Source organism: Varibaculum sp. C0165D1, assembly GCF_056590355.1.
Genome location: NZ_JBWPVY010000001.1, coordinates 410,451 through 435,066 on the forward strand (window position 1 = coordinate 410,451; position 24,616 = coordinate 435,066).

Sequence of the window (24,616 nt, forward strand, 5' to 3'; positions counted from 1 at the left end):
CCCTATGACTGTTTCTGACCTTCGCACCAAGCGCGCAGATGCTTGGGAGAAGGCGAAGGCATTCCTTGACGAGCGCCGCGACACCACAACCGGTTGCCTGTCTGCTGAAGATGATCAGGCTTACGCGAAGATGGAAGCCGAAATCGATCGTCTCACCAACGAGATTGCCCGTTCTGAACGTGCCCTGCGCCGCGACGCCGACCTCGCTAAGGCAACCAACACACCGCTCACCTCCATGCCCGGCATCAACCCCGACAATGACGAGGTCAAGCACACAACCCCACGCGCTACATCCTCCTATAAGCGAGCCTTCTGGGATGCCATGCGGCTCAACGCTTCTCCGATGGAGGTGCGCAACGCCCTTAGCGAGGGTGTTGATACTGAAGGCGGCTATCTGGTGCCCGACGAGTTCGAACGCACGCTGATCTCCTCACTTGAAGATCAGAACATCATGCGCGGCCTGGCCAAGGTCATTCAAACCACCAGCGGGGATCGGAAGATCCCAGTCGTCTCCACGCATGGCACTGCCGGGTGGCTCGATGAAGGCAAGCCGTACACCGAATCCGATGAAACCTTCACGCAGGTCACTTTGTCGGCGTTTAAGCTCGGCACCTTCCTCAAAATCAGCGAAGAGCTACTCAATGACAGCGCGTTTAATGTCGAGCAGTACCTAGCAGCTGAGTTTGCTCGCCGTATCGGCGCGGCTGAAGAAGAAGCCTTCCTCACCGGAGACGGCAAGGGCAAACCCACCGGCATCTTCACTGCATCTGGCGGTGGCGAGAAGGCGGTGACCACGGGCAAGGCCACCGACATTACCGCTGATGAGCTCATCGACCTGCACTACGCCCTGCGCGGCCCGTATCGGAAGAACGCGGTGTGGCTGATGAACGATTCCACTGTGAAAACCATCCGTAAGCTCAAGGATGGTAACGGCCAGTACTTGTGGCAACCTGCCCTGACCGCAGGAACGCCGGATCTGGTTCTTGGCCGCCCGGTCCACACGTCGACGTTTGTGCCGGAGATCAAGGCTGGTGCGTCGACGGTTGCTTTCGGTGACTTGTCGTATTACTGGATCGCCGACCGACAGGGCCGCTCCTTTAAGCGGCTCAACGAACTGTTCGCCACCACCGGACAGGTCGGATTCCTCGCATCCCAGCGACTGGACGGCAAGCTCGTCCTACCCGAAGCAGTCAAGCTGCTCACCCAAAAGGCATCCGCATAACCAGCGGTTCTACACACTGAGAGGAGGTGGCCGCAATGACCACGACTGAGCTTATCGATCAGGTGAAGGCGAATCTGCTCATCACCTTTGACGATGACGATCAATTGATCGGCGCGCTGATCAACGCGGCCACCTCCTACGCCTGCTCCTACCAACACCTTGATGAGGGCTACTACGAGACACACGACATGTCTGGGGCAACCAGGCAGGGCGTTGTCATGCTCGCCTCCCATTTTTATGAGTCGCGTGATGGTTCCACGGCAGGGTTCTGGGCAGATAAGCCAGATGCGGCTCGGGCGGTATGGAACGCGGTGAACAATCTGCTGCGCCTGGACCGGGATTGGAAGGTGTAGACCAATGGCTTCTTTGGGATCCATGCGCACCACCATCGACCTCATCCAGCCGACGGTTGTTCGGGATAAGGCGGGGTTCACCACCACGCGCGATGAAGTGAAGGCGACGGTGCGGGCGCAGATCGAGGTGCGGCACGCATCGAGCGCGTGGGTGAACCGGGCAGCGTACTCAAAGGCCGACGTCCTCTTCCGCATCAGATCTTTTCCCGGACTGTCCGTGACCACTGATATGGAGATCAGTGGCCCGGATGGGCGGTATGTGATTGACGCAGTTGGGGTGATCGGCAGGTATGTTGAGATTCTTGCCCACCAGACCACGCCCGAAGGAGACGCCCATGGCTAGAGTTCAGATTCGTCTGCCGAACGCGTTTATTGATTCTCTTGATGCTGCCAGCCGTGTGCTAGAAACATCGGCGGATGAGGTGCTTGAGGCGGGAGCCGCGGTGGTTGAGCCGCGTATGCGAGCCAACCTCACGGGCGTGATCGGACGTGCCACCAATCAGCCCTCGCGGTCAACAGGGCAACTACTCAGCGCGCTTGGTACGACCTCGGTGAAAGTCAATAGCCGAGGCGATCACAACATTAAGGTCGGCTTCGCTGAGAACCGCCGCGACGGCAGAGCGAATGCGTTGATCGCCAACGTCCTCGAACATGGCCGGTCCAACCAGCCCGCACGCCCGTTCCTTGCACCCACACGGTCGCAAACACGGCGTGGTGCAATCGAGGCCATGAAGGCGGCGCTGACGGCGCGGATTGAGCAGGTGGGGCCATGACACCGCTACTCGAACAACTCATGGAGATTGCTGACAAGCTCGGATTGCCGTTCGAGGTCGGTCTCTACACGGCTACGCCTGCGCCGCAGACGTATCTGGTGGCAACCCCGCTGACGGACGTGTTGGACGTGTTCGCCGATAACCAACCCAGCGTTGAGGTTGAGGAAGTCCGCCTCGCACTCTTCACTCGCGGAAACTATCTCGACCTGCGTAGCCGCATTACCCGCGCCCTGCTCGACACTGGACTGACGATCACTGCCCGTACCTATGTCGGCTTCGAAGCGGATACCGGATTTCATCATTACGCGATAGATGTCGCAACCCACCACACCTACACATGAAGGAGCATTACTCATGGCGACTATTGGTTTAGACAAGCTCTACTACGCCACCATCACTGAAAACCCCGACACGGGTGAGGAAACCTACGCCAAACCCAAACCCCTCGCCAAAGCCATCTCCGCAGAACTCAGTGTTGAGGTCGCTGAAGCGATTCTGTATGCCGATGACGGGCCGAGTGAGATCGTCAAGGAATTCAAATCCGGCACCCTGACTTTGGGTATCGACGACCTGGGTGGTGAAGCAGCCGCAGCCTTGACGGGTGCGACCGTGGATTCCAACGGGGTGCTCATTTCAGCTTCCGAGGACGGCGGGGCTCCGGTGGCGATCGGTTTCCGAGCCGCACGCTCTACGGGGAAGTATCAGTATTTCTGGCTGTACCGGGTCAAGTTCGCCCTGCCCACCGAAACCCTGGCAACTAAAGCCGACTCCATCACGTTCTCCACCCCTTCAATTGAGGGCACGATTTTGCGGCGTAACAAACCCGATAGTAAGGGGCGGCATCCGTGGAAGGCCGAAGTCACCGAAGGCACAACCGGCGTCAAGCCCGAGACGATCACGAACTGGTATGCACAGGTTTACGAACCCGCCAGCACCACATCTGAAGCCTAAGGAGCATGAGCCATGACAACCAAGAAGAAAACTGAATCAGTTGTTGACCCAGGGCGCTCCGCCACTGTCAGCATCGGCGGTACCGACTGCGAGCTTGTCTTGACGACGAAAGCCACGCGTCTGATCGCCGAGCGATACGGCGGGCTCGAACATCTGGGCAACGCCCTCGAAACTTCCGACGATCTGGGCAAAACATTGGGTGAGGTGATTTGGCTAATCACGCTGCTGGTCAACCAGTCCATCCAGATCCACAACCTGCGCCACCCAGACGACAAGCGCCCAGAGCTGAGCGAGGACGAGGTTGAACTACTCACCGTTCCCGCTGATCTGGCGGACTATCGCGGCGCGATCGCCGAAGCCCTCCAGCGCGGAACACGACGAGACATCCTTACCGAGCCAGCCCCAAAAGCACCACCGACGGACGAATAGTCGAGACCGATCAGGCTGTGTTCACGCGGCTGACCTACATTGGAATGGCCCACCTTCACCTATCACGCGTGGAAGTGGGTCTGACTGTCTTCGGAGAACTCCTCGACCTCGTGGACTGCTGGCGCATCGAAACCGGACGAGCTGAGCCGCTGCGTCAATGGTTCATCGACGACGTCATCCCGCCAGGGATTTAGTAATTTCGATGAGTCATGGGTGATTCGTTCACGAGACGATGGAATTCCTTACGTGCTGCATCTTCGATTTCGTCCCAAGTAAACAAATCCTTGAGGTACGTGCAGCGAGAAGTATTCGTCTCCATCTCAAGCATGGTTTTCAATACTTCCTTGTCGTTTTTTAGGAGTCCCAACGCTTCGAGGATCCATAGGCGAAGCTCAGGTCGACGAGTGAACGAATGGCTTTCCCAAACCTTTCGAGCCAAGAGTTCCTTATAGCTTCGCTTTACTTTGTTTCTCCTTGCAGTTTCAAAATCAAAGTATTCCTTCGATAGAAAAACTGACGTAGCGTGAGTCCGGATCGAGAACCACCAGCGGTTGTCGTCTTGTTGAGGGAAACACGTCTCGAAAGCATCAGCAAGCGGCGTAGGTCCATTTAGCTCAGCAAGCACAGCTCCGAAATCTTCTGCACTCATTCCCATAGGTTTCCCCTTCGTTTAGCAATTTGATCCCTTTTCATTATCCCTTCGAGGAGGTGACTTTGCCATGGCCGACTCCAGTTTTGGTTTGAAGATTGGGCTTGAGGGCGAGCGGGAGTTTAAGCGCGCGATTACGGATATTAACCGTGAGATGCGTGTGCTTGGCAGTGAGATGAAGCTCGTGGCGTCCTCGTTTGATAAGAACGACAAGTCTGCCGAAGCCTTCACGGCCCGTAACCAAGTGCTGGGCAAAGAGATTGAGGTGCAGAAAGCCAAGATCGAGACCCTACGCGCCGCACTCGAAAACTCCGCTACGAGCTTTGGTGAGAACGATAGTCGGACGAAGAACTGGCAGATCCAGCTCAACAACGCAGGCGCGGAGCTCAACCGGCTCGAAGGCGAACTCAAAGCCAACAACGACGCCCTCTCTGATTTCGGGAACGAGGCAGACGGTGCGGGCGACGATGCTAAAGACGCCGCCAAGGACGCAGGACGTCTTGAGGGCGCGGTGGATGATCTCGGTGACGAGATGGACACCACCAGTTCCAAGACCCGCATTTTCGGCGACGTGTTGAAAGCCAACCTCGCCTCCGAAGCCATCATCGCCGGAGTCAAAGGCATCGGGCATGCGATCGCCAGTATTGGTCGCGGCATGGTAGGCGCGTTGAAAGAGGGCGTGGAGTACAACGCTCGCATGGAGCAATACTCCACAAGCTTCACGACGATGCTCAGCGACCAAGCAAAAGCCCAACAGCTCGTCAACGATCTGAAAGTTCAAGCGGCGAAGACTCCGTTTGGTATGGAAGAACTCGCGGGCAACATGCAAACCCTCCTGAGCTTTGGCATGAGCCTTGAGGATGCGAAAAAGCACCTGAACGAAATCGGCGACATCTCCCAAGGTGATGCGGTGAAGATGGAATCGCTCACGCTCGCCTTCGCCCAAATGTCTTCGACCGGCAAGCTCACGGGTCAGGACTTGCTGCAGATGATCAACGCCGGATTCAACCCGCTCGAAGAGATCAGCCGCAAGACCGGCAAAAGCATTGGTGAGCTCAAGGAGGATATGGCCAAGGGTGCTATTTCGGCTGACATGGTCGCTGACGCATTCGCCAGTGCTACTGCTGAAGGCGGGCGTTTCTACGGGGCCATGGACGCCCAATCCCAAACCTTTTCGGGCCAGTTGGCGACGATGCAGGATGGGGTTGAAAATCTCAAGGGGTTGTTGGCTGGTGGTCTGTCGGAGGCGTTGGCGGGTTCGGTGTTGCCGATGCTGAACGGGTGGATCGACGAACTCACGGCAGCGTTCGAAGAAGGCGGAACACCCGCCCTCATCGACACCCTCGGCACCGTCTTACAGGAAGCTCTCGCATTTATTGCCGAGCAGCTACCGATGGTGGTCGAGACCGGCATGAGCATTTTGACCGCGCTCCTTGAAGGCATTATCAAGGTGTTGCCACAAGTAGCAGAAACAGCCGTGACGTTGATTATCGCTCTGGTCGAGACAATCATCGAAGCGTTGCCGTCCCTGTTGGAGGCGGCGATACAGATCATCGCCACACTGGTCTCTGGTATCGGCGAAGCACTACCGGAACTGGTTCCTGCGGCGGTGGAGATGCTCATGGCTTTGGTACAGGGTCTGGTCGACAACCTCCCGTTGCTTCTTGATGCGGCGTTGCAGCTCATCACCGGACTTACCGAAGGCTTGATCGCTGCCATTCCCGTGATCATCGAAGCCCTCCCACAGATCATCACCGGGATTGTCACGTTCCTTGTGGGGGCGATCCCGCAGATCATCGAAGCAGGAATCCAACTACTCACCGCCTTGATCGGGGCGCTGCCTCAGATCATCACAGCGATTGTCGCAGCACTCCCGCAGATTATTACTGCAATCGTGGACGGCGTGGTTGGTGCTATCCCACAACTGATCCAAGCAGGCATTCAGTTGTTGACGGCTTTGATTGGGGCGTTGCCGCAAATCATTACAACTATCGTGGCCGCGCTCCCGCAGATTATCGGAGCTATTGTGTCGGCGATTGGTGGGGCGATCCCGCAACTCGTCCAAGCAGGCATCCAACTCTTGACCGCGTTGGTACGAAACCTGCCGCAGATTATTTCCACAATCGTCGCAGCAATCCCATCGATTATTTCTGGGATTGTGTCTGCTGTTGGTCAGGGCGTCTCAGCGATGGCCCAGGCGGGCAAAAACCTCGTCTACGGCCTGTGGAACGGTATCCAATCCTTAGCGGGGTGGCTGTGGAATTCGGTCTCGAACTGGGCATCAGGTATTTGGGACTCCATCACTGGCTTCTTCGGCATCCACTCACCGTCACGCAAGATGGCCTGGGCAGGACGGATGCTTGTCGAAGGCCTCGCAGGCTCCATCCGCACGGACGGCAACAAGGCTGTCACCGCAGCTTCAGGGCTCGCGCGCAACACGATAGACGCCTTCGCCGACCTTGAGGACGGGCTGGCCGTGCCGATCGAGGCGGTGGCAGACCTGCAAGTGCCGAGCGTTGACCTCACCCCACAACCCGTGACTGTATCTCAGCGAAGTACTGATGAAGCGGCAGAGCGTGTGGATGTCGCTGGGATCGTGGATGCGACTGCAAAGCGTATCCTCGGGTCTTTGGATATTTCGGTGACGTTGTCGGATGGGACGCTGGTGGGCAAACTCGCACCCGCCCTCGATAAACAACTTGCCCGCCTTGATCGGCGGCAGACCGTGATGGCAGGAGGATACTAACCATGTTCGGCTTCACCCTCAATAACCAGGTGTCTTCTGCTTCGCTGGGTCTGCGACTCACGGCACCCGTTGCGATCCCAGCGTCGGTGCGCAGGGCTGATGATATTGAGGTCAAAGGACGCGCCGGAACCCTCACGCGCTTCACGGGCTGGGAGGACACCGAGATCGATCTCGACCTCGCGGTGCCTGTTCGTGACGGGCTCGACCAGTATCGGCAGGCTGCTCACGAGCTGACGGGCTCTTCGACGATTGCGTTGACTGCCGAGCCTGGTGTTTACCGCAAGGTTAAGCACTGCGAAGTGAGCGAACTGCGCCGGGAGCTGTCGGGGTGGGGGTTCTTCACCGCGCGCCTGACCTGCCAGCCCTTCACGTACCTGACCGAGGGATTGAATCCGGTAACGCTCACTGCATCTGGGACGATCACGAACCCCGGCCTACTGGAAGCTGATCCGATCATCACAGTCACCGGCACCGGGGCGCTCTCGCTGACGATCAATACGAGCATTTATCACGTGAATTCGCCAGCAGGTTCCGTCACGCTCGACAGCGAACGTCTCGTCGCTCACGCCCACGGGAAAGTCCAGACCGATGCGCTCACCGACGCCTTCCCGACCTTCAAGCCTGGGATCAATCGCCTCACGCTCGGCGCGGGTATTTCGAAGATCGTGATCACGCCGAACTGGCGCAACCCCTAACACCCAACTCACTACATTCTCTGACGGCCATCCCTTCGTGGGGTGGCCACTGTTGTCTTTGGAAGGCTCCTCATGATTACGGTTCACGACCGCACCGCCACGACATTCACCACCACCGGGCTAGGAGTCTTGGATCGGGAGATCATCAATCCGATCGTGGTCGAGGAACTAGGTGGCGAATTCTCACTAACCTTCACCTACCCGGCAGACGGTCCAGCAGCCACGCACCTGACGCTTGAGAACATTGTGGCAGCGCCCGTGCCAGGGCTGGAGCAACGTCAGGGGTTCCGCATCAGCGAGGTTGTCACCACGCTTGACGGCATGCTCGAAGTGACGGCGTTTCACGTGTTCTATGATCTGGCGGGGAATCTCATCGCCGACACCTACGTGGTCAACAAAACCGCGAAAGGCGCACTGACCCAGATCCTTGGGGCGGCGAACACGAGCCACGGGTTTACTGCTACCTCGTCGGATACGGTGACGCGCTCGTCGGCGCGGATGGTGCGCATGCCCATCACCGCTGCGCTCATGGACGCGGGCGAGGACAACACGCTCATCTCGCGTTGGGGCGGCGAACTGGCCCGCGATAATTTCCATATCCATCACGCGCCCATGCGCGGAGCCAACCATGGGGTGGTCATTCGTGATCGGAAGAACCTCACTGGCTTCGAATCATCCATTGATTTTTCGACGGTGGTGACGCGGATTCTGCCAGTCGGATACGACGGCCTACTCCTGCCTGAACTGTATGTCGATAGTCCGAAGTTGGGTGATTATGTGGTGCCGCGTATCCGCGTCATCCGCTACGGACAAGTCAAAGCCATCACCGACAAAGACAACCCGCGTGAGGGTGAACTCCCACTCGACCAAGCCCACTCTGAGCTGCGCCGACTAGCTGCAGCAGAATTCAGCGCAAGACATGTCGATGAGCCGTCGGGCTCGTATAAGGTGCGGTTCGTCGATCTCGCCACCACCCGTGAATACGCTGATCTTGCACGCCTGGAAACCGTCGAAATTGGCGACACCGTGACCGTCCGTCACGCTGATCTTGGGATTGCGCTCACGGCACGGGTGGTCGCTTACGAATACAACCCGCTCACGCTCCAGTACATCTCCGTTGAGCTGGGTTCTACTGCTCGGAAGTTCACGTCTGTCACCCGGCAGGTCAAAACCGCCGTCAATACGGCGGTGGCTGCGTCGGATGCGGCAGGATTCGCACTCGCTTCAGCGGATGGGAAGAACACCAACCACTACGGCAGCATCCAGCCCGCCAAGGCCAAGCTGGGTGACACGTGGTTCCGGCAAAATGGCGAACAGGTCGAGATCTGGATCTACCAGCTCACTGATACCGGGCAGCCCGGCTGGGTGGCACTCGCTACTGATCTGAATCATGCCCAGCTCGGTGCGGAACTCGATGCCGTCCGCACACAAGTCGGCCACGCCCTGCTTGCGGCCCAGGATGCACAAACCGCCGCCGATGCTGTCGCCACTCAGATGGCGTCGGCGCAGGTGGAGATTGACCAGGCCAAGACCGCAGCCGCTGGTGCTACCCAGTTGGCGCAGGATGCCCACGACATCGCGGTAACCTCGGATGGGCGGCTCACGGTTGCCGTTGTTGATCCTAGCGTAGCGGATGCGGCTGGCCGACCGGAGGGTGCGCTGTGGCAAGTGCGCGTAGACGGAGTGATCGCCCGCCAATATCTCCTCACCAACAACCAATGGGAACAAACACCGGTCGGTGCCGCGATGATCGGGCCGAAAGCGATCAGCCAAGCACACATCGCAGATGCCGCCATCGGCACCGCACACATCGCTGATGCCGCTATCACCGACGCGAAAATCAGTTCACTGTCGGCAGCCAAAATCACGGCTGGGTTCTTGGCGGCTGACCGTATCGCCACGGGAAGTATTACCTCCGACAAGCTGACCATCGCGAGTGGGTTCATCACCACCGCAATGATTGCCAACGCCGCGATCACGGACACAAAGGTTGGCAGTCTATCGGCGTCGAAGATTACGACCGGTACCTTGTCGGCGGCACGGATCGCTGCCGGTTCGATTACCTCGGACAAGTTGACGATCGCTAACGGTTTTATCCAGTCCACGATGATCAAGGACGCTGCGGTCACATCGGCCAAGATTGCTTCGCTGGATGCTGGGAAGATCACCACCGGGTATCTGAACGCCGCTCGGATTGGGGCGCGGTCGATTACGGCCGACAAGCTCGCGACCAACGCCATCCAAGTAGGCCTGGCAGACTGGACGCAATCGATCCGCATTACGCCCACGCAGATCGCCTGGTATGACGGGACCACCCTGGAAGGCAAGATCACGAGCGCTGGGATGCAGTTTTGGTACGGAACCCGCTATATCGGTGAGTTTGCTCGGCGGGCTCATAAGGACAAGCCGAATGTGCAAGGCATCGTCAACCAACTTGCTTACAAAGGCGACTACGTCGCCTGGACCTACCAGAAGGCAGACGGCGGCACCTACTACACCTGTCTCACCCTTGACCCGAAAGGCCTGTTTTACGGGCAGGCAGGTATCCACCTCGGCTCCGATCTGCGAACAGGTGGCTACAAGTTCTACACGACGGGCTCACGATATGTGACCTTGCAGGACTGCACGCTGACGGGCAAGGGAACCTATTCGGGCTGGGTGGGGCAAAGCGGGCTGTCGAAGATCGTGTTTCACACCTACGACCTGATGGTGGTCACCAATGGGTCGTATTACAACATGACCCGCCTATTCGACCGCACCAAGGATTTGATGTCGCGAATGAACGCAATCCTGAGCTTACTCAATCAAGGCTGGATCACATCCATCTCCGGAACCGGGTCGAACATCACCTGGCGGTACTTCTCCAACACTGGCCTGTCGGCCATGTCCACCAACCTCGCATAAGTAAAAGGAAACACTGATGAAGATCATGCTCGCAAACCAGTATTTGCAACCCATCGCAGACCTACTCACCAATATGCCGCTCAAGGCGGCGCAGTCCCGTGCCCGCTCGAAACTCCTCACGCTAGTGAAGGAAGCGATTGCGCGATTCGGGGAAGATGAATACGACCTCGTCGCCCAATTCGCAACACTTGACGATCAGGGTCGCCCAGTGTTCGCCGACGATGGCACGTTCGTCCTCGCCGACCCTGACAAGGCCAGTGAATTCCTCGAAGCCCGTCAAGCCCTGCTCGCGTCGATCGCTGAAGTATCGGGGCCAACCTACGACGGCCACGACAAGGACGTGAAAGCATTTCTTGATGGCTATGAGGGTGAGCTTTCTGGCGAAGCGGCCGAGGCCTATGACGTCCTTTACGACGCGATCACCAAGGGTGGCCAATGACCACCGAGGAAGAAACGAACACGGAGCTGATTGAGCCCAACGGCAATGAGTCAACGCCTAGCGAAGAAGTGCAGCTACCCATCGTCCCGGTCGAATCCGATGCCACGCCCTCACCACCAGCAGAGACCATCGAAGCCCAAGAACTCCCAGCGCCCAAGGCGGCGTCCTTCGACTTGAGCCTGCCAATTCTCGAGGTCCTCACCGACCCGACCATGTAGCCCAGTACTACACCAATTTTTAGATGCCTTCACCCCAGATGGGTGTGGGCAATTTTTTATGCCCACGAAAGGAATCATTCCCATGTCTCTTCACGCCATCTGGCACGCCATCCAAACCGGGATCGCTGGTATTGGTGCCTGGCTCGCCGCTTATCTTGGAGGCCTCGACGGCCTCGTCTATGCGCTGATCGTCTTCGCTATCGCCGACTACATCACCGGGGTGCTGGCCGCCATCAACGAGCGCCGCCTCAGCTCATCCGTCGGTTTTAGGGGTATCAGCCGAAAGATCCTCATCTTCACTCTCGTCGGCCTGGCCCACCTCATCGACGTCCATATTCTCGGAGCACCCGGCGTGCTACGCGCGGCGGTCATTTTCTTCTACCTGTCCAACGAAGGCATCTCGCTGGTGGAGAACGCCACCCGCTTGGGACTGCCTGTCCCATCCCAGATGCGTGGGGCGCTCGATGCGATCGCCAACCGCGCCGAAACCAGGCCCTCACTGACCGAAACGACCACTGAAAACACAAAGGAGAACCAGTCATGAAGAATTGGAACACGCTTGAGGCCGACATCGACCTCATCATGAACACACACTACACACCCGGCCGCAACGGCAGGCGGATCGATAAGGTCATCATTCACCACAACGCCGGAAACCTCACCATTAGGGGCTGTTACGACGTGTGGCAAACCCGTCCTGCATCGGCCCACTACCAAGTCCAAACCGACGGCACAATTGGCCAGCTCGTATGGGATCGCGATACCGCCTGGCATGCAGGCAACTTTGCAGCCAACACCACCAGTATCGGCATCGAACACGCCGACGTGAGCTCCAGCCCGTGGGCTGTGTCGGAGGCGTGCCTCGATAACGGAGCACACCTCGTCGCCGCGATCTGCAAGTTCTACGGCCTTGGCCGACCCCAGTGGGGCAAGAACGTGTTCGGGCACAAAGACTTCTCTGCCACGGCTTGCCCGGCTTCTCTTGCTGGTTCCCAGCATGCCGCCTACATGTCCCGCGCACAGTCTTGGTATGACCAGATGAGCGGTAGCGCACCAGCACCCGCTCCTGCAGCACCGAACATCGACGCATTGGCTGACGCTGTCATTCGCGGTGATTACGGGAACGGGGAGGAGCGTAAGCTCCGCCTCGGAGCCAACTACGCGGCTGTCCAGCAGCGAGTGAACGAGAAGCTCTCTGGCAACACGCCGACGAAGCCAGCAGGGCCCAACATCGACGCGCTTGCCGACGCCGTGATCCGTGGCGACTATGGCAATGGTGAGGAGCGTAAGCGCCGCTTGGGCAACCTCTACGCCGCTGTTCAGGCGCGCGTGAATGCCAAGCTCGGCTACTAAACATCCGCGCCACGTCGGAGCGACTGATGTAGGACGGATTTTGCGGACATTCAAAATAAAAAAGAATGTGGAGGTAACAGACAATGGCAAAATCATTATTTGAGGAACTGGGCGGCAAATACGAAAGGCAAGGGGATTATTTGATACCGTGCTTAACTGTACCCGCCGAAGAAGAACAGGCAATAGGCATCTGGGGGCAACGGCATTTAGATTATCTAAAACAGTACCGTAAAGTTACATACACCAATCTTCTTACAAGCGGCAGGCTAAACGCCTACCTTGCCGACATCAACAGACAGGCACAGGAACGCTTTGAAAGGCTCATAGAGGGTATGAAACAGGCACAGGGCATAACGGAACAGCTAAAGGCAGAAAACGCCTTAGAATGGACAGGATGCCTCAATAACATAAGGGCTTGTGCGAGGGAGATTGTGGAAAAGGAAATTATTTTTGCATAAACAGATGATTAGTGGCAGGGGGAAATCCTGCCGCTTTTTCTGCTTTAGTTTGTCAGCTTGACAAATAAAGGGTTAAGGAATATAATTAGATTCAGTATTATACAAGGAGTTAATAAATATGCGGCAAGGTATTCTTAAATAAACTGTCAATTTGATAGTGGGAACAAAAAGTAGCAGTCCCGTTTCACTTTTAATATGGGGCTTAGTTTTTTGTACCCAGTTTAAGAATACTTTTATCATGTAATTTTATATGCCCGAAAACATATAAGTGTTTTGGGGCTATTGGAGTTATTTACCCAGTGATAGGAGTATTTATCACTGGGTATTTTTATGCCCTTTTTTGGGTGTTGATAGGAGGAAAATCACATGAAAATAATTAACTTAGGCATTCTGGCTCACGTTGACGCAGGAAAGACAACATTAACGGAAAGTTTATTGTATACCAGTGGTGCAATTGCAGAACTAGGGAGCGTAGATGAAGGCACAACAAGGACAGATACAATGAATTTGGAGCGTCAAAGGGGAATCACTATCCAGACAGCAGTGACATCTTTTCAGTGGGAGGATGTAAAAGTCAACATTATAGATACGCCAGGCCATATGGATTTTTTGGCGGAAGTATACCGTTCTTTATCCGTATTAGACGGAGCAGTATTATTAGTTTCTGCAAAGGATGGCATACAGGCACAGACCCGTATACTGTTTCATGCACTACAGATAATGAAGATTCCGACAATTTTTTTCATCAATAAAATTGACCAAGAGGGGATTGATTTGCCAATGGTATATCGGGAAATGAAAGCAAAGCTTTCTTCGGAAATTATAGTGAAGCAAAAGGTTGGGCAGCATCCCCATATAAATGTAACGGACAATGACGATATGGAACAGTGGGATGCGGTAATTATGGGAAACGATGAACTATTAGAGAAATATATGTCAGGGAAACCGTTTAAAATGTCAGAACTGGAACAGGAAGAAAACAGGAGATTCCAAAACGGAACGTTATTTCCCGTTTATCACGGAAGCGCTAAAAACAATCTGGGGATTCGGCAGCTTATAGAAGTAATTGCCAGTAAATTTTATTCATCAACGCCTGAAGGTCAATCTGAACTATGCGGGCAGGTTTTTAAGATTGAATATTCAGAGAAAAGGCGGCGTTTTGTTTATGTGCGTATATATAGCGGAACATTGCATTTGAGGGATGTTATTAGAATATCTGAAAAAGAGAAAATAAAAATCACAGAGATGTGTGTTCCGACAAACGGTGAATTATATTCATCCGATACAGCCTGCTCTGGTGATATTGTAATTTTACCAAATGATGTTTTGCAGCTAAACAGTATTTTGGGGAACGAAATACTGTTGCCGCAGAGAAAATTTATTGAAAATCCTCTCCCTATGCTCCAAACAACGATTGCAGTAAAGAAATCTGAACAGCGGGAAATATTGCTTGGGGCACTTACAGAAATTTCAGATGGCGACCCTCTTTTAAAATATTATGTGGATACTACAACGCATGAGATTATACTTTCTTTTTTGGGGAATGTGCAGATGGAAGTCATTTGTGCCATCCTTGAGGAAAAATATCATGTGGAGGCAGAAATAAAAGAGCCTACTGTTATATATATGGAAAGACCGCTTAGAAAAGCAGAATATACCATCCACATAGAAGTCCCGCCAAATCCTTTCTGGGCTTCTGTCGGGTTGTCCATAGAGCCGCTCCCTATTGGAAGCGGAGTGCAGTATGAAAGCAGAGTTTCACTTGGATATTTAAATCAATCGTTCCAAAATGCGGTTATGGAGGGGGTTCTTTATGGCTGCGAGCAGGGGCTGTATGGATGGAAAGTGACAGACTGTAAAATCTGTTTTGAATATGGATTGTATTATAGTCCTGTAAGTACCCCCGCAGACTTTCGGCTGCTTTCCCCTATCGTATTGGAGCAGGCTTTAAAAAAAGCAGGGACAGAACTATTAGAGCCATATCTCCACTTTGAAATTTATGCACCGCAGGAATATCTCTCACGGGCGTATCATGATGCTCCAAGGTATTGTGCAGATATTGTAAGTACTCAGATAAAGAATGACGAGGTCATTCTGAAAGGAGAAATCCCTGCTAGATGTATTCAAGAATACAGGAACGATTTAACTTATTTCACAAATGGGCAGGGAGTCTGCTTGACAGAGTTAAAAGGATACCATCCAGCTATTGGTAAATTTATTTGCCAACCCCGCCGCCCGAATAGCCGTATAGATAAGGTTCGGCATATGTTCCACAAGTTAGCTTAACAGCTTGCAAAAGTCATATAAAATGAGATTTGAAAGGATTAGAGACTAATTATGATGAAATGCGAATGGATATTGTGTCCTGTTTGTGGGAGCAAAACCCGTAATAAAATTAGGAAGGACACTGTTTTGGAGAATTATCCCCTTTATTGTCCAAAATGCAGACAAGAAAGATTGATTAAAGTTGACAACTTGAAGATAACTGTCATCAAAGAGCCAGACGCTTAAGACGCAGAGCCGATGAAATTGTGGAACAATTCACGAATCATCGGCTCTTTTTGTTTCGTATTTGAAAGAACAAACTCACCAAATAAAAAAAACGATATTCGGGTGGGTTATTTTGTTATACCCTAAATTACCCTCTGAATTTGTTTTTAAATTTGGAGGGATTTTTTTATGTCCTTTTTTCGGGCAGTTATCTATCTGCTCATACGAGCCCCGTCACCACTGTGACTTCCCAATCCTCGGGGAGCCGGTGGTGGCGGGGCTTTTCGTCGTTTCATGGATGGATTTAACAAACGGGGGTTCGTCGGCAGTGGGGTGAAGGGAGTGACCCCACTGTGAATGATCTTGATGAACAACGTATCCGTAACCTGCGCACGGCGGGCTGGGGGTATAAAGCGATTGCCGAGTTTTGCGCCCTGACTCGTGACCAGATCCGCTCGTACTGCACAACCCGAAACCTTGACGCTGCTCCGGTGATGGTCGAGCACGTGTGCCAGTGGTGTGCCAACCCTATACAGGGAGCAGCTCGGGCTCGGTTTTGCTCGCCCGCCTGCAGGCATAAAGCTTGGCGGCATCGACAGAAAACTGAGCCTATGCGCGAGCAGACCTGTACGCACTGCGGACGCTGCTTCGCGATCGTGGACAAGCCAGGTCAAAAGTTTTGCTGTCACGCCTGCTATGTACGTGCTCGCTTCGGCACCAGGGGCGGACGACCATGAACACGCTCGCCGCTCCTGTTGATCAACTGGCCCAACCTGACGTGTTCGCCCGAGAACTCGCCTTCATCACGGACGCTCACATCTTGAGCATGCTGGCAGGTCGGGGCGTGCTCACACCCGCAGAGCATCAGCGTGCTCACCGGTTGTTGTTCCAGGCGTGGAGCCCGATCTATCAACCACAGATTGTGGGCAAAACGACTGGATAAACACCGCCTTTAGAGCGTGTATAGACCTAACGCGAAAGGAGAAAACGTGGCACACATCAGTGTGGTGACACCAGTTCGGCCGCCGACCCCAAAACTGGTCAACGTGGCGGCATACGCGAGGGTCTCAACGAACGGCACAGAGCAGTTAGCATCCCTATCGGCGCAAGTGTCGTATTACTCGCGCCTGATCCAGTCCACACCCGGATGGGCCTATGTCGGGGTGTTTACCGACGAGGGTATCACCGGCACGTCAACAAAATCCCGACAAGGCCTGGCAGACCTGATGGACGCAGCCAGGCGCGGGGGTGTCGATATTGTGTTGTGTAAATCAATCTCACGCCTGGCCCGCAACACTGTCGATCTACTGGCTACGGTCCGTGAGCTCAAAGACCTTGGCGTGGCCGTACGGTTCGAACGCGAACGCATCGACACCCTTAGCGCTGACGGGGAACTGTTGCTGACTTTGTTGGCGTCGTTCGCCCAGGAAGAATCCCGCTCGCTATCCCACAACGTGAAATGGGCGATCCGCAACCGATACAAGAACGGGGGCACGAACTCCTTCGTTGTCTATGGCTACCACTGGACAGACGGCGAGTTCACCATCATTGACGAAGAAGCCAAGATTGTGCGCTTACTGTTTGCCAATTATCTCGATGGGATTAGCCCGGAGAAAACCGCGACGATGCTCAATGCTGAAGGTAAACGCTCTCGGGGAGGGGGACGGTTCTACGGGTCAGTGTTTCGTCGCATGCTCGAAAACGAGCGCTACAAGGGCTGCCAAATGCTACAGAAAATGTACCGCCCCACAATCCAAGCACCCACATGCTCCCTCAACAACGGGGAGCTGCCACGCTACTGGGTCGAGCAAGCCCTCCCGCCAATCATTGACGAGGCGATGTTTGACGCGGTGCAAGCAGAAATCGCGTACAGGCGTGAGGTGGGCCCGGCTGCGACCCCGTCGAAGAACACGGGCGTATTCACCGGGCGGATCTGCTGCGCGGCGTGCGGGAAGAACTATCAACGCAAAACCCGCACCTACAAGTCTGGAACCTCGTATAAGTTTTGGCGGTGCTGGAGTGCCTGCACCGGGAATGGCAACCCCTGTAGGGGGCACAACCTGCGCGAAACACTCCTCGAACAAGCCTGCGCAGACATGCTCGGCACCCAAAGTTTCGACCCCGCTGCGGTTGCTGAGCAGGTCGTGATGATTGAGGCCTTCGAGCATCAGCTCACCTTCCACCTCGCGGATGGAACCATTGCACCAGTGGGGTTAACCAGTGAGGGGAGGCTGGCATGAGCCGCACCGTCACAGCGATACCCGCAACAAAGAAGCTTCGATCTGCCACAGCCTCATCTGGCGCACCGGCACGCAGACGGGTCGCTGCCTACGCTCGCGTCTCTACCGAGATGGAAGAACAAACCTCCTCGTATGAGGCTCAGATCGACTACTACACCACCTACATTCATTCCCGTAATGATTGGCAGTTCGCGGGCATGTACTGCGACGAAGGTATCTCTGGCACCTCTATGAAGCACCGTGAGGGATTCCAAACCATGATCGATGACGCCCTGGCAGGCAAAATCGATCTCATCCTCACCAAAAGCGTCTCCCGGTTCGCACGCAACACCGTCGACTCCTTGACCACCGTGCGCAAGCTCAAAGACGCAGGCGTCGAGGTCTATTTTCAGAAGGAAAATATTTACACCTTTGACACCAAAGGCGAATTACTCATCACGATCATGTCGAGTCTGGCGCAAGAAGAATCCCGCTCGATCTCCGAAAACGTCACCTGGGGACACAGGAAACGTTTTGCCGATGGGAAGATTATGGTTCCCTACGCATCACTACTCGGATATAAGAAAGGAGCGGACGGCAGTCTCGTCATCGACGAAACCCAGGCACCGACCGTCAGGCTGATCTACCAGCTGTTCCTTGACGGGATGGCGATCAGTGAGATTAAAACCGAACTCGCTGCCCGCAAGATTCTCACCCCGCGCGGGAAAGAAGTATGGTCAACATCGACAGTGCGCTCCATTCTATCCAACGAAAAATACAAAGGCGACGCTCTTCTCCAAAAGACGTTCACCACCGATTTCCTTACTAAAAAGATGAAGGTCAACGAAGGCGAAGTACCCCAATACTACGTAACAGGCAATCACGAGCCGATTATTGCTCCGCATATCTGGGATCAGGTGCAATACGAACTCTCCACCAGACATGGCAACATATCATCAGCGAAAGTCGGGTTGTTCTCCACCCGGCTCAAATGCTTTCAGTGTGGTGCGTGGTATGGGCGTAAAACGTGGGCATCGAACACGAAATACAAGTACACAGTCTGGCAATGCAACCACAAATACGCAGGGCAGCACCCTTGCAGCAGCGCGACAGTGAAAGACGAGCAGATCAAGGATTCTTTCGTGCAAGCGCTCAACCAACTGATCGCCCGCCACCGGTACGAAAGCCACCTACCGCAGGTGCTTGGCGACATGTTCGATACGAGCCGTTTGGAAGAACAAGCCGCCGCCTGCCAGGCGAAAATCGTGGAGCTGACCGAGCAGATCGAAGCACTGATTGCGGAAAACCAGCAACGCGCGCTCGACCAAGACGCCTACCAAGCCCACTACACAGAGCTCGATACTGCCTACCGTAAGACGCTCGCACGCAAAGCGAGCCTAGAGGCAGATATCGCAGCGAACACCGCCAAGCACGCCGCCATCACCACAACCCTGAATGATCTGACAGGGGAACCGGTGAGCGAGTTTCACCCCGCACAATGGAGCGCACTCATCGACCACGCCATCGTAGGCGAAGATACGATCCGGTTCGTATTCCGAGTTGGTGAGGTAGTGAGGGTTCAGCTTTAGATTTGAGATGAAGATTCTGGCCCGTTCGTGCATGAGCGCGGACGGGCTTTTCTCATGCCCAGAAATCATGGCAACAGGGGAAGCGATAGTGCTCAGGAAGCATTTCCGCAGGTCAGGGCAAACGCGCTACACACTCGCTAACGCAAGCGATTTTCTTGACCCCCTTGGGGCGTACGCGCTAACGCAAACGCCTACTTATCATTTTCGACGTCCAAGTGGAGCGAGTGACGGGAATCGAACCCGCATGACCAGCTTGGAAGGCTGGGGCTCTACCATTGAGCTACACTCGCAACTGGCTTTCGCTTCGAGTTAACGGAAGCCGCGAGAAACAGTGTAACCTATTAGAGGTCTGAACCGAAAACCGACGGGGCGTGGCGCAGTTTGGTAGCGCACCTGCTTTGGGAGCAGGGGGTCGCAGGTTCAAATCCTGTCGCCCCGACTTAGTGATCTCCCGCGACATATGTCCGCATATGTCGCGGGATTTTTCCTATCCACACCCCAGTTGACCGCCCCCCAAAAAAAGAAATCTGTATTAAACGCTTGACACAGCACCCCAACAGAGTTACTGTATTACTACATTGATACAGTAACCGAAAGGACCGAAAGGAGGGGACATGGAGCTAAACTCAGCGATTCCGATCTGGAGCCAGCTGCGCGACGAGTTTTCTCGCCGCATCACTACTGGATGCTGGCCACCCGGGAGCAAGATTCCCAGTGTGCGCGACCTCGCGCAAATGGTGGGTGCCAATCCGAATACGGTGCAGCGTGCCCTATCGGAACTAGAGCGCGAAGGCTTGGCGGTATCAGAACGTACTGCAGGACGGTTTGTCACCCAAGACCAGGACAAAATCTGGCTTACGCGCCAGAAAGTATTCCGGGAGCACACCGACCAGTTCGCCGCCACCATGAAAAAAGCTGGGGCTACCCTACCCCAAACACTCGACTTAGTAGAAAAACAATGGAAGCAGGGAGAATCTCATGACTGACAACCAGTTAAACCAGTTCCCACCCCCTCCGTCTTTACCCCAAGGCGGAAACCCCGAGCAGCTGGCAATGGCGAGCCCTTCAACCGCCAGGCCCGCTCCCCAGCAGGCTGTGCCCGCTATCGAAATAAAAGGAGTGTCGAAGTTCTACGGCTCCCAGATCGGGCTGGCCAACGCCAACTTGACCCTGCCCAGCGGGGGCATAGTCGGCCTCATGGGGCCAAACGGGTGCGGAAAAACAACCCTGATGAAAATCCTGGCGGGGGTAATGCAGGATTACGAGGGCGAAGTTCGACTTTTCGGGAAAACCCCGGGAGCGGAAACCAAAGCTTTTACCTCCTACCTACCCGACAGTTCTTTGCTGGCCGATAGCCTCACTCCACGCTCGGCAATCCGCCAATACCAGGATTTCTTCACCGATTTCGATTCCGCGAAAGCCTACGAAATGGTAGATTTTTTCCGCCTACCAGCCGATCGAAAGCTATCTGCCATGTCCAAAGGCATGCGCGAAAAACTACAAGTAGCGCTGATTATGTCGCGAAATGCGCGCGTTTATCTGCTGGATGAGCCCATTAGCGGGGTAGATCCGGCGGCCCGGGACGTCATCTTGCGGGCAGTGATCTCTCGGTTCAATCCCCAGGCAGTGATGCTGCTATCTACCCACCTGATCAGCGATGTCGAGCCCGTAGTCTCTACTGCCGTCTTCATGTCGGCAGGACAAGTATTTTTAACCGGAGATGCAGACCAGCTCCGCAGCACCTATCAAACCAGTCTGGACGGACTATTTAGGGGGATGTACCGATGATTACTAAAATAATGAAACACGATTTCCTGGCGCTACGTAAACCGTTAGGAATCACTGTAGCTGTGGCAATAGGTACCGTCCTGTTATCCGCGATAGCCATGGTGATCTTACGTAACGGCATCGGGATCTTCCTAGTATTTCTAGCTTTCCTAGGACTACTAGCCGCCTACCTGGTTTATTCAATAATCCTTTTGGTTCATTATTACCGTTCTATGTATGGAAAAACCGGGTATTTCACCATGTCGATCCCGGCTCGTCCTATCGAGCTATTTTGGGCAAAAAGTATCTTCAACCTCTTAACTCTCTGCTTCTTTGCACTACTGTTTTTTGGCGGAGGATTACTGTTGATCACAGCTGTACTTTTGGGTGACGCTACTGGCTCCGGCCTTAAATCCTTCTTTACCACCACAGAGGTCTGGCAAGTAGCTTTTCTGGTTCTAACGGCTCTAGTACTATCCTCCATTGTCAGTGTTTTCTCCTACCAGTTCATAGTTACTGCTGGTAACGCGAGACCTTTCCTGGATCGTTTCGGAAAAATTGGCGGCCCGATACTAGTGGCGGTGCTGCTCTACGTGGGAATACAAATTATTAGCTTCCTACTACTGTTAGTCCCCGGGCAGATGATATTTTTCGCCCCCAACGCCCCGTTTATCTCTTTCGATTGGGGAAGCCCCCTCTTCGACCAGGTACTCCCCTCTAATGACGCCCAGATCGTGGAACCAGCGGTAATTTCGATCTGGTGGCTACTCGTCACCACCGTCCTTACGATAGTCGCGGGTTATCTCACCGCTAAACTCCTGAAAAAAGGCACTTCCCTACGCTAAGGAAAGTGAATGACGGAAGATCCCTCGGTATCCTCCGAGGGATCTTCATTCGGGAAGCAAAAAATCTAAAAACCATAAACGAAAGCCCCTAGCAGGAAACTGCTAGGGGCTTTTTCTTAACTTCGAGCTTTACTCGAAATCGTCTGCCGGGCTGTACAGCCCCAGCTTTACGGCTTTGGCCAGGTGACGAGGTGCCACATAGGAACGTCCATCATTGCCCTTGACCGAAGTAAGCTGGGGTGCCTTGGCTTTCCAAGCAGACCGCCGGGTGCGAGTGTTCGCACGAGACATTTTGCGCTTTGGTACTGCCATCACGGACTCCTCTAACTAATACAAATAGAAAAATAACCTCTATAACTGTGCCATTTATAGCGGAAAGAATCCAGTTTCAACCATGTGATTTGTCTCGCGAGCACGCCATTTCGGGAAAACGGGACTCCCAAAGCAATTTTTTCCGAGGATGCACTTGGGACGCACTCGCCCCAAAACCTCAAAGCTCGCCCTCCCCCGCCTGGCTAGTAGATAGGATCGAGCTATGCGCACTATCTATGCCCCTGCCCGCAGTGAAATCGAGATCAAACGATCCCGCTTTATTGCCTCCTTAGCGCGCACCGATAGTGAGGAGGCTGCCCGCGAGTTTATCTCCCAGATTCGCCGCGAGTTCCCCGATGCTCGCCACCACTGCACCGCTTTTATCATTCACCAAGATATTGGCCCCGACACCACCCGCAGTAGTGATGACGGGGAACCGGCAGGTACTGCCGGAGGCCCGATGCTAAACGTATTAACCGAATCGGGACTAACTAATTTAACCTGCGTAGTTACCCGCTATTTCGGAGGTACAAAACTGGGGACGGGCGGGTTAGTGCGCGCCTACTCCGGCGCGGTGCAAGCGGTATTGGAGGACGCCCAAACGGTGCGGATTGTTACCCAGCCTGCCTACCAGCTGCAGCTACCGATCAGTGAAGCCGGAAAAATCGAGGCAAAACTTACCCAAAACGGTTACCAGATTCTCGATCGGGACTTTGCCGAAGAAGCCACTTTGCGATTCGCTGCTCCGCTCGAAACCACCCAATCGCAGATCGAAAGCTACCTGTCGAGTATCAGTGGACGCGAAATCACCGTAGATAGGGTGCCGGATATTACCCGAGAAGTGCGGGAGTAATTGCCACCCAGCCAAGTGCGTTTGTTAGACCTTTTTCGTTACCTCTGACCGAGCGGATAAAAATGCTCGACCAGCTAAAAAGCAGCTTCCCGCACCTACTTGCGCCCCGGAACAAGAAAACTGGCAACTGGCAGCCAGCCTCAAATTTTACTGAGCGCATAAAAGTTGCGCCGTGAAAAGTTAAGATGTTAGAACTTGAAGTGACCGAGTTTTCCCGACAGATTGGAGAGGCAAATGCGTTTTCCTGCCGTCTCCTACTGTCGCGTATGTATCTAGGGGCATCCCGCCGACCGCTAAGGCGCGGGCTGTCCCCCAGGGCATCTACCTATTTTTGGCCCTGGATCATTAACTTCCCGCAGCTGGATAACCAGGTAACCAGCGCTTTTAATCTGTAAATACTTATCAAGGACTAAACATGAATATCGCAAAAGACGTAACCGAACTGGTCGGCAACACTCCCCTAGTAAAGATCAACCACCTAGCTAGCAACCTAGAAGCAGAAGTGGTGGCAAAGGTCGAATCATTTAACCCCGCCTCCTCGGTTAAAGACCGGGTAGCCTTAGCGATGGTGAACGCCGCTGAAGCCTCTGGAAAGTTAAAGCCGGGCGGCACCCTGGTGGAGTCTACCTCCGGAAATACCGGGGTGGCGCTCGCGATGGTAGGCGCTGCCCGTGGCTACAAAGTGGTAATCACCATGCCAGAATCTATGTCCAAAGAGCGGCGCGCCCTGATGCGCGCCTTTGGAGCCGAGCTGGTACTGACCCCGGCAGCAGAGGGGATGCAAGGGACTGTGGACGCCGCCCAGAAAGTGGTGGCAGAACGCGAAGGAGCCATTTTGGCTTCTCAGTTCACCAATCCCGCTAACCCCCAGGCTCATTTCGAAACCACTGCCGAAGAAATCTGGGCAGACACCGACGGAAAAGTTGATGTTTTTGTCGCCGGAATCGGAACCGGGGGCACCGTCACCGGAGTGGGCCGGCGGCTAAAGGAACTAAATCCCGATATCCAGGTTTTTGGGATTGAACCGGCAGAATCTGCCCTGCTCACTACGGGAGAGGCCGGGGCGCACGGGATTCAAGGTATTGGAGCAAACTTCGTGCCCGAGATTCTCGATTCGGCAGTAATGAACGAAATCCTAACGGTTAAAACTGAAGACGCCATCGCCATGGCACGCCAAGCCGCCGCTAAAGAGGGACTACTAGTGGGGATCTCTGCTGGTTCCGCTTTGGTGGGCGCGTTGCGTTTAGCGCAGCGCCCTGATATGAAAGGTAAACGTATCGTAGCTTTGCTGCCCGATACTGGCGAGCGTTACCTCAGCACCCCGCTGTTTAAAGATTTGATGGACTAGGAG

The 24,616-nt window shown here is 54.6% G+C and carries 28 protein-coding genes and 2 tRNA genes; 27 read left to right on the forward strand and 3 right to left on the reverse strand.

The features are described 5' to 3' along the window. Positions 1 to 4 precede the first annotated feature (4 nt). The 7 genes from AC1EKS_RS01830 to AC1EKS_RS01860 are packed head-to-tail and all read left to right on the forward strand — an operon-like array spanning position 5 to position 3,728. Positions 5 to 1,222 carry a phage major capsid protein gene (locus AC1EKS_RS01830; RefSeq protein ID WP_004015879.1) on the forward strand — a complete coding sequence of 406 codons (1,218 nt, stop codon included), beginning with the start codon at positions 5 to 7 and terminating at the stop codon, positions 1,220 to 1,222. A gap of 35 nt (positions 1,223 to 1,257) precedes the next feature. After that, a complete protein-coding gene (locus AC1EKS_RS01835; RefSeq protein WP_004012030.1) occupies positions 1,258 to 1,575 on the forward strand; it encodes a head-tail connector protein in 318 nt (105 codons plus the stop codon). Between the two features lie 4 nt (positions 1,576 to 1,579). After that, the gene (locus tag AC1EKS_RS01840; RefSeq protein ID WP_004012029.1) at positions 1,580 to 1,918 is read left to right on the forward strand and encodes a phage head completion protein; all 339 of its coding nucleotides are present in this window, start codon (positions 1,580 to 1,582) and stop codon (positions 1,916 to 1,918) included. Further along, on the forward strand, positions 1,911 to 2,348 hold the full coding sequence (locus tag AC1EKS_RS01845) for an HK97-gp10 family putative phage morphogenesis protein (protein ID WP_004012028.1): 438 nt from the start codon (positions 1,911 to 1,913) through the stop codon (positions 2,346 to 2,348). The genes AC1EKS_RS01840 and AC1EKS_RS01845 overlap by 8 nt, the downstream gene beginning before the upstream one ends. After that, a complete protein-coding gene (locus AC1EKS_RS01850) occupies positions 2,345 to 2,689 on the forward strand; it encodes a hypothetical protein (protein ID WP_004012027.1) in 345 nt (114 codons plus the stop codon). Before AC1EKS_RS01845 ends, AC1EKS_RS01850 begins: the two co-directional genes overlap by 4 nt. Positions 2,690 to 2,702: 13 nt before the next feature. Next, positions 2,703 to 3,299, forward strand: a complete 597-nt coding sequence (locus AC1EKS_RS01855; protein ID WP_004012026.1) for a major tail protein — start codon at positions 2,703 to 2,705, stop codon at positions 3,297 to 3,299. 12 nt (positions 3,300 to 3,311) lie between these two features. Continuing rightward, complete coding sequence (locus AC1EKS_RS01860; protein WP_004008481.1) at positions 3,312 to 3,728, forward strand: hypothetical protein; 417 nt, start codon at positions 3,312 to 3,314, stop codon at positions 3,726 to 3,728. Between the two features lie 190 nt (positions 3,729 to 3,918). Here the strand turns inward: AC1EKS_RS01860 and AC1EKS_RS01865 are convergent, their stop codons facing one another. Next, positions 3,919 to 4,377 (reverse strand): hypothetical protein, encoded by a 459-nt coding sequence (locus tag AC1EKS_RS01865; RefSeq protein ID WP_236585807.1) that lies wholly within the window; start codon positions 4,375 to 4,377, stop codon positions 3,919 to 3,921. A gap of 70 nt (positions 4,378 to 4,447) precedes the next feature. Between AC1EKS_RS01865 and AC1EKS_RS01870 the strand changes: the two genes are divergently transcribed. The 14 genes from AC1EKS_RS01870 (at position 4,448) to AC1EKS_RS01935 (ending at position 19,488) form a co-directional block, all read left to right on the forward strand. After that, entirely contained in the window at positions 4,448 to 7,123 is a 2,676-nt protein-coding gene (locus tag AC1EKS_RS01870; protein ID WP_004012025.1) for a tape measure protein, read from the forward strand. Between the two features lie 2 nt (positions 7,124 to 7,125). Next, positions 7,126 to 7,818 carry a hypothetical protein gene (locus tag AC1EKS_RS01875; RefSeq protein WP_004007603.1) on the forward strand — a complete coding sequence of 231 codons (693 nt, stop codon included), beginning with the start codon at positions 7,126 to 7,128 and terminating at the stop codon, positions 7,816 to 7,818. A gap of 72 nt (positions 7,819 to 7,890) precedes the next feature. After that, a complete protein-coding gene (locus AC1EKS_RS01880; RefSeq protein WP_481008966.1) occupies positions 7,891 to 10,722 on the forward strand; it encodes a phage tail spike protein in 2,832 nt (943 codons plus the stop codon). A 16-nt stretch (positions 10,723 to 10,738) separates the two neighbouring features. Further along, positions 10,739 to 11,161: a DUF1617 family protein gene (locus tag AC1EKS_RS01885; RefSeq protein ID WP_004007601.1), complete on the forward strand. Its 423-nt coding sequence runs from the start codon at positions 10,739 to 10,741 to the stop codon at positions 11,159 to 11,161. Next, positions 11,158 to 11,379, forward strand: a complete 222-nt coding sequence (locus AC1EKS_RS01890) for a hypothetical protein (protein WP_004007600.1) — start codon at positions 11,158 to 11,160, stop codon at positions 11,377 to 11,379. Before AC1EKS_RS01885 ends, AC1EKS_RS01890 begins: the two co-directional genes overlap by 4 nt. A gap of 82 nt (positions 11,380 to 11,461) precedes the next feature. Continuing rightward, positions 11,462 to 11,923 (forward strand): phage holin family protein, encoded by a 462-nt coding sequence (locus tag AC1EKS_RS01895; protein ID WP_036324911.1) that lies wholly within the window; start codon positions 11,462 to 11,464, stop codon positions 11,921 to 11,923. Next, a complete protein-coding gene (locus AC1EKS_RS01900) occupies positions 11,920 to 12,732 on the forward strand; it encodes an N-acetylmuramoyl-L-alanine amidase (RefSeq protein ID WP_004007598.1) in 813 nt (270 codons plus the stop codon). Before AC1EKS_RS01895 ends, AC1EKS_RS01900 begins: the two co-directional genes overlap by 4 nt. 83 nt (positions 12,733 to 12,815) lie before the next feature. After that, positions 12,816 to 13,190, forward strand: coding sequence for a TnpV protein (locus tag AC1EKS_RS01905; RefSeq protein ID WP_001129922.1), 375 nt, complete (start codon positions 12,816 to 12,818; stop codon positions 13,188 to 13,190). Positions 13,191 to 13,556: 366 nt separating this feature from the next. Next, complete coding sequence (gene tet(O), locus AC1EKS_RS01910) at positions 13,557 to 15,476, forward strand: tetracycline resistance ribosomal protection protein Tet(O) (protein ID WP_004007597.1); 1,920 nt, start codon at positions 13,557 to 13,559, stop codon at positions 15,474 to 15,476. Positions 15,477 to 15,530: 54 nt separating this feature from the next. Further along, the gene (locus AC1EKS_RS01915; protein WP_004614788.1) at positions 15,531 to 15,701 is read left to right on the forward strand and encodes a cysteine-rich KTR domain-containing protein; all 171 of its coding nucleotides are present in this window, start codon (positions 15,531 to 15,533) and stop codon (positions 15,699 to 15,701) included. A gap of 332 nt (positions 15,702 to 16,033) precedes the next feature. Beyond that, entirely contained in the window at positions 16,034 to 16,417 is a 384-nt protein-coding gene (locus AC1EKS_RS01920; RefSeq protein WP_139041186.1) for a hypothetical protein, read from the forward strand. Beyond that, positions 16,414 to 16,623 (forward strand): hypothetical protein, encoded by a 210-nt coding sequence (locus tag AC1EKS_RS01925; protein WP_004007595.1) that lies wholly within the window; start codon positions 16,414 to 16,416, stop codon positions 16,621 to 16,623. The genes AC1EKS_RS01920 and AC1EKS_RS01925 overlap by 4 nt, the downstream gene beginning before the upstream one ends. Positions 16,624 to 16,726: 103 nt before the next feature. Next, positions 16,727 to 17,920 (forward strand): recombinase family protein, encoded by a 1,194-nt coding sequence (locus AC1EKS_RS01930; RefSeq protein ID WP_278620565.1) that lies wholly within the window; start codon positions 16,727 to 16,729, stop codon positions 17,918 to 17,920. Beyond that, positions 17,917 to 19,488 (forward strand): recombinase family protein, encoded by a 1,572-nt coding sequence (locus AC1EKS_RS01935; protein ID WP_004007593.1) that lies wholly within the window; start codon positions 17,917 to 17,919, stop codon positions 19,486 to 19,488. The genes AC1EKS_RS01930 and AC1EKS_RS01935 overlap by 4 nt, the downstream gene beginning before the upstream one ends. Before the next feature lie 216 nt (positions 19,489 to 19,704). Here AC1EKS_RS01935 and AC1EKS_RS01940 read toward each other — a convergent pair. Continuing rightward, positions 19,705 to 19,778, reverse strand: a tRNA-Gly gene (locus tag AC1EKS_RS01940). Positions 19,779 to 19,853: 75 nt separating this feature from the next. Here AC1EKS_RS01940 and AC1EKS_RS01945 point away from each other — a divergent pair. The 4 genes from AC1EKS_RS01945 to AC1EKS_RS01960 all read left to right on the forward strand — a co-directional run bounded on the left by AC1EKS_RS01945 (position 19,854) and on the right by AC1EKS_RS01960 (position 22,100). Next, positions 19,854 to 19,927: transfer RNA gene (locus AC1EKS_RS01945), tRNA-Pro, on the forward strand. A 175-nt stretch (positions 19,928 to 20,102) separates the two neighbouring features. Continuing rightward, a complete protein-coding gene (locus tag AC1EKS_RS01950; RefSeq protein ID WP_481008965.1) occupies positions 20,103 to 20,474 on the forward strand; it encodes a GntR family transcriptional regulator in 372 nt (123 codons plus the stop codon). A 67-nt stretch (positions 20,475 to 20,541) separates the two neighbouring features. After that, the gene (locus tag AC1EKS_RS01955; RefSeq protein WP_481008986.1) at positions 20,542 to 21,276 is read left to right on the forward strand and encodes an ABC transporter ATP-binding protein; all 735 of its coding nucleotides are present in this window, start codon (positions 20,542 to 20,544) and stop codon (positions 21,274 to 21,276) included. After that, the gene (locus tag AC1EKS_RS01960; protein ID WP_481008964.1) at positions 21,273 to 22,100 is read left to right on the forward strand and encodes a hypothetical protein; all 828 of its coding nucleotides are present in this window, start codon (positions 21,273 to 21,275) and stop codon (positions 22,098 to 22,100) included. The genes AC1EKS_RS01955 and AC1EKS_RS01960 overlap by 4 nt, the downstream gene beginning before the upstream one ends. 129 nt (positions 22,101 to 22,229) lie before the next feature. On the opposite strand, the gene rpmF is transcribed toward AC1EKS_RS01960, so the two are convergent. Beyond that, positions 22,230 to 22,412 carry a 50S ribosomal protein L32 gene (gene rpmF / locus AC1EKS_RS01965; protein WP_022863893.1) on the reverse strand — a complete coding sequence of 61 codons (183 nt, stop codon included), beginning with the start codon at positions 22,410 to 22,412 and terminating at the stop codon, positions 22,230 to 22,232. Between the two features lie 223 nt (positions 22,413 to 22,635). On the opposite strand from rpmF, the gene AC1EKS_RS01970 reads away from it, so the two are divergent. Continuing rightward, positions 22,636 to 23,265: a YigZ family protein gene (locus tag AC1EKS_RS01970; protein ID WP_481008963.1), complete on the forward strand. Its 630-nt coding sequence runs from the start codon at positions 22,636 to 22,638 to the stop codon at positions 23,263 to 23,265. Positions 23,266 to 23,680: 415 nt separating this feature from the next. Beyond that, positions 23,681 to 24,613, forward strand: a complete 933-nt coding sequence (cysK, locus tag AC1EKS_RS01975; RefSeq protein ID WP_481008962.1) for a cysteine synthase A — start codon at positions 23,681 to 23,683, stop codon at positions 24,611 to 24,613. The last annotated feature ends 3 nt before the right edge of the window (positions 24,614 to 24,616 follow it).

Excerpts from the sequence above, each read along its gene's own strand:
- AC1EKS_RS01830 (WP_004015879.1), top strand. The coding sequence starts at position 5 with ATGACTGTTTCTGACCTTCGCACCAAGCGCGCAGATGCTTGGGAGAAG.
- AC1EKS_RS01835 (WP_004012030.1), top strand. The coding sequence starts at position 1,258 with ATGACCACGACTGAGCTTATCGATCAGGTGAAGGCGAATCTGCTCATC.
- AC1EKS_RS01840 (WP_004012029.1), top strand. The coding sequence starts at position 1,580 with ATGGCTTCTTTGGGATCCATGCGCACCACCATCGACCTCATCCAGCCG.
- AC1EKS_RS01845 (WP_004012028.1), top strand. The coding sequence starts at position 1,911 with ATGGCTAGAGTTCAGATTCGTCTGCCGAACGCGTTTATTGATTCTCTT.
- AC1EKS_RS01850 (WP_004012027.1), top strand. The coding sequence starts at position 2,345 with ATGACACCGCTACTCGAACAACTCATGGAGATTGCTGACAAGCTCGGA.
- AC1EKS_RS01855 (WP_004012026.1), top strand. The coding sequence starts at position 2,703 with ATGGCGACTATTGGTTTAGACAAGCTCTACTACGCCACCATCACTGAA.
- AC1EKS_RS01860 (WP_004008481.1), top strand. The coding sequence starts at position 3,312 with ATGACAACCAAGAAGAAAACTGAATCAGTTGTTGACCCAGGGCGCTCC.
- AC1EKS_RS01865 (WP_236585807.1), bottom strand. The coding sequence starts at position 4,377 with ATGAGTGCAGAAGATTTCGGAGCTGTGCTTGCTGAGCTAAATGGACCT.
- AC1EKS_RS01870 (WP_004012025.1), top strand. The coding sequence starts at position 4,448 with ATGGCCGACTCCAGTTTTGGTTTGAAGATTGGGCTTGAGGGCGAGCGG.
- AC1EKS_RS01875 (WP_004007603.1), top strand. The coding sequence starts at position 7,126 with ATGTTCGGCTTCACCCTCAATAACCAGGTGTCTTCTGCTTCGCTGGGT.
- AC1EKS_RS01880 (WP_481008966.1), top strand. The coding sequence starts at position 7,891 with ATGATTACGGTTCACGACCGCACCGCCACGACATTCACCACCACCGGG.
- AC1EKS_RS01885 (WP_004007601.1), top strand. The coding sequence starts at position 10,739 with ATGAAGATCATGCTCGCAAACCAGTATTTGCAACCCATCGCAGACCTA.
- AC1EKS_RS01890 (WP_004007600.1), top strand. The coding sequence starts at position 11,158 with ATGACCACCGAGGAAGAAACGAACACGGAGCTGATTGAGCCCAACGGC.
- AC1EKS_RS01895 (WP_036324911.1), top strand. The coding sequence starts at position 11,462 with ATGTCTCTTCACGCCATCTGGCACGCCATCCAAACCGGGATCGCTGGT.
- AC1EKS_RS01900 (WP_004007598.1), top strand. The coding sequence starts at position 11,920 with ATGAAGAATTGGAACACGCTTGAGGCCGACATCGACCTCATCATGAAC.
- AC1EKS_RS01905 (WP_001129922.1), top strand. The coding sequence starts at position 12,816 with ATGGCAAAATCATTATTTGAGGAACTGGGCGGCAAATACGAAAGGCAA.
- AC1EKS_RS01915 (WP_004614788.1), top strand. The coding sequence starts at position 15,531 with ATGAAATGCGAATGGATATTGTGTCCTGTTTGTGGGAGCAAAACCCGT.
- AC1EKS_RS01925 (WP_004007595.1), top strand. The coding sequence starts at position 16,414 with ATGAACACGCTCGCCGCTCCTGTTGATCAACTGGCCCAACCTGACGTG.
- AC1EKS_RS01935 (WP_004007593.1), top strand. The coding sequence starts at position 17,917 with ATGAGCCGCACCGTCACAGCGATACCCGCAACAAAGAAGCTTCGATCT.
- AC1EKS_RS01950 (WP_481008965.1), top strand. The coding sequence starts at position 20,103 with ATGGAGCTAAACTCAGCGATTCCGATCTGGAGCCAGCTGCGCGACGAG.
- AC1EKS_RS01955 (WP_481008986.1), top strand. The coding sequence starts at position 20,542 with ATGGCGAGCCCTTCAACCGCCAGGCCCGCTCCCCAGCAGGCTGTGCCC.
- AC1EKS_RS01960 (WP_481008964.1), top strand. The coding sequence starts at position 21,273 with ATGATTACTAAAATAATGAAACACGATTTCCTGGCGCTACGTAAACCG.
- rpmF (WP_022863893.1), bottom strand. The coding sequence starts at position 22,412 with ATGGCAGTACCAAAGCGCAAAATGTCTCGTGCGAACACTCGCACCCGG.
- AC1EKS_RS01970 (WP_481008963.1), top strand. The coding sequence starts at position 22,636 with ATGCGCACTATCTATGCCCCTGCCCGCAGTGAAATCGAGATCAAACGA.
- cysK (WP_481008962.1), top strand. The coding sequence starts at position 23,681 with ATGAATATCGCAAAAGACGTAACCGAACTGGTCGGCAACACTCCCCTA.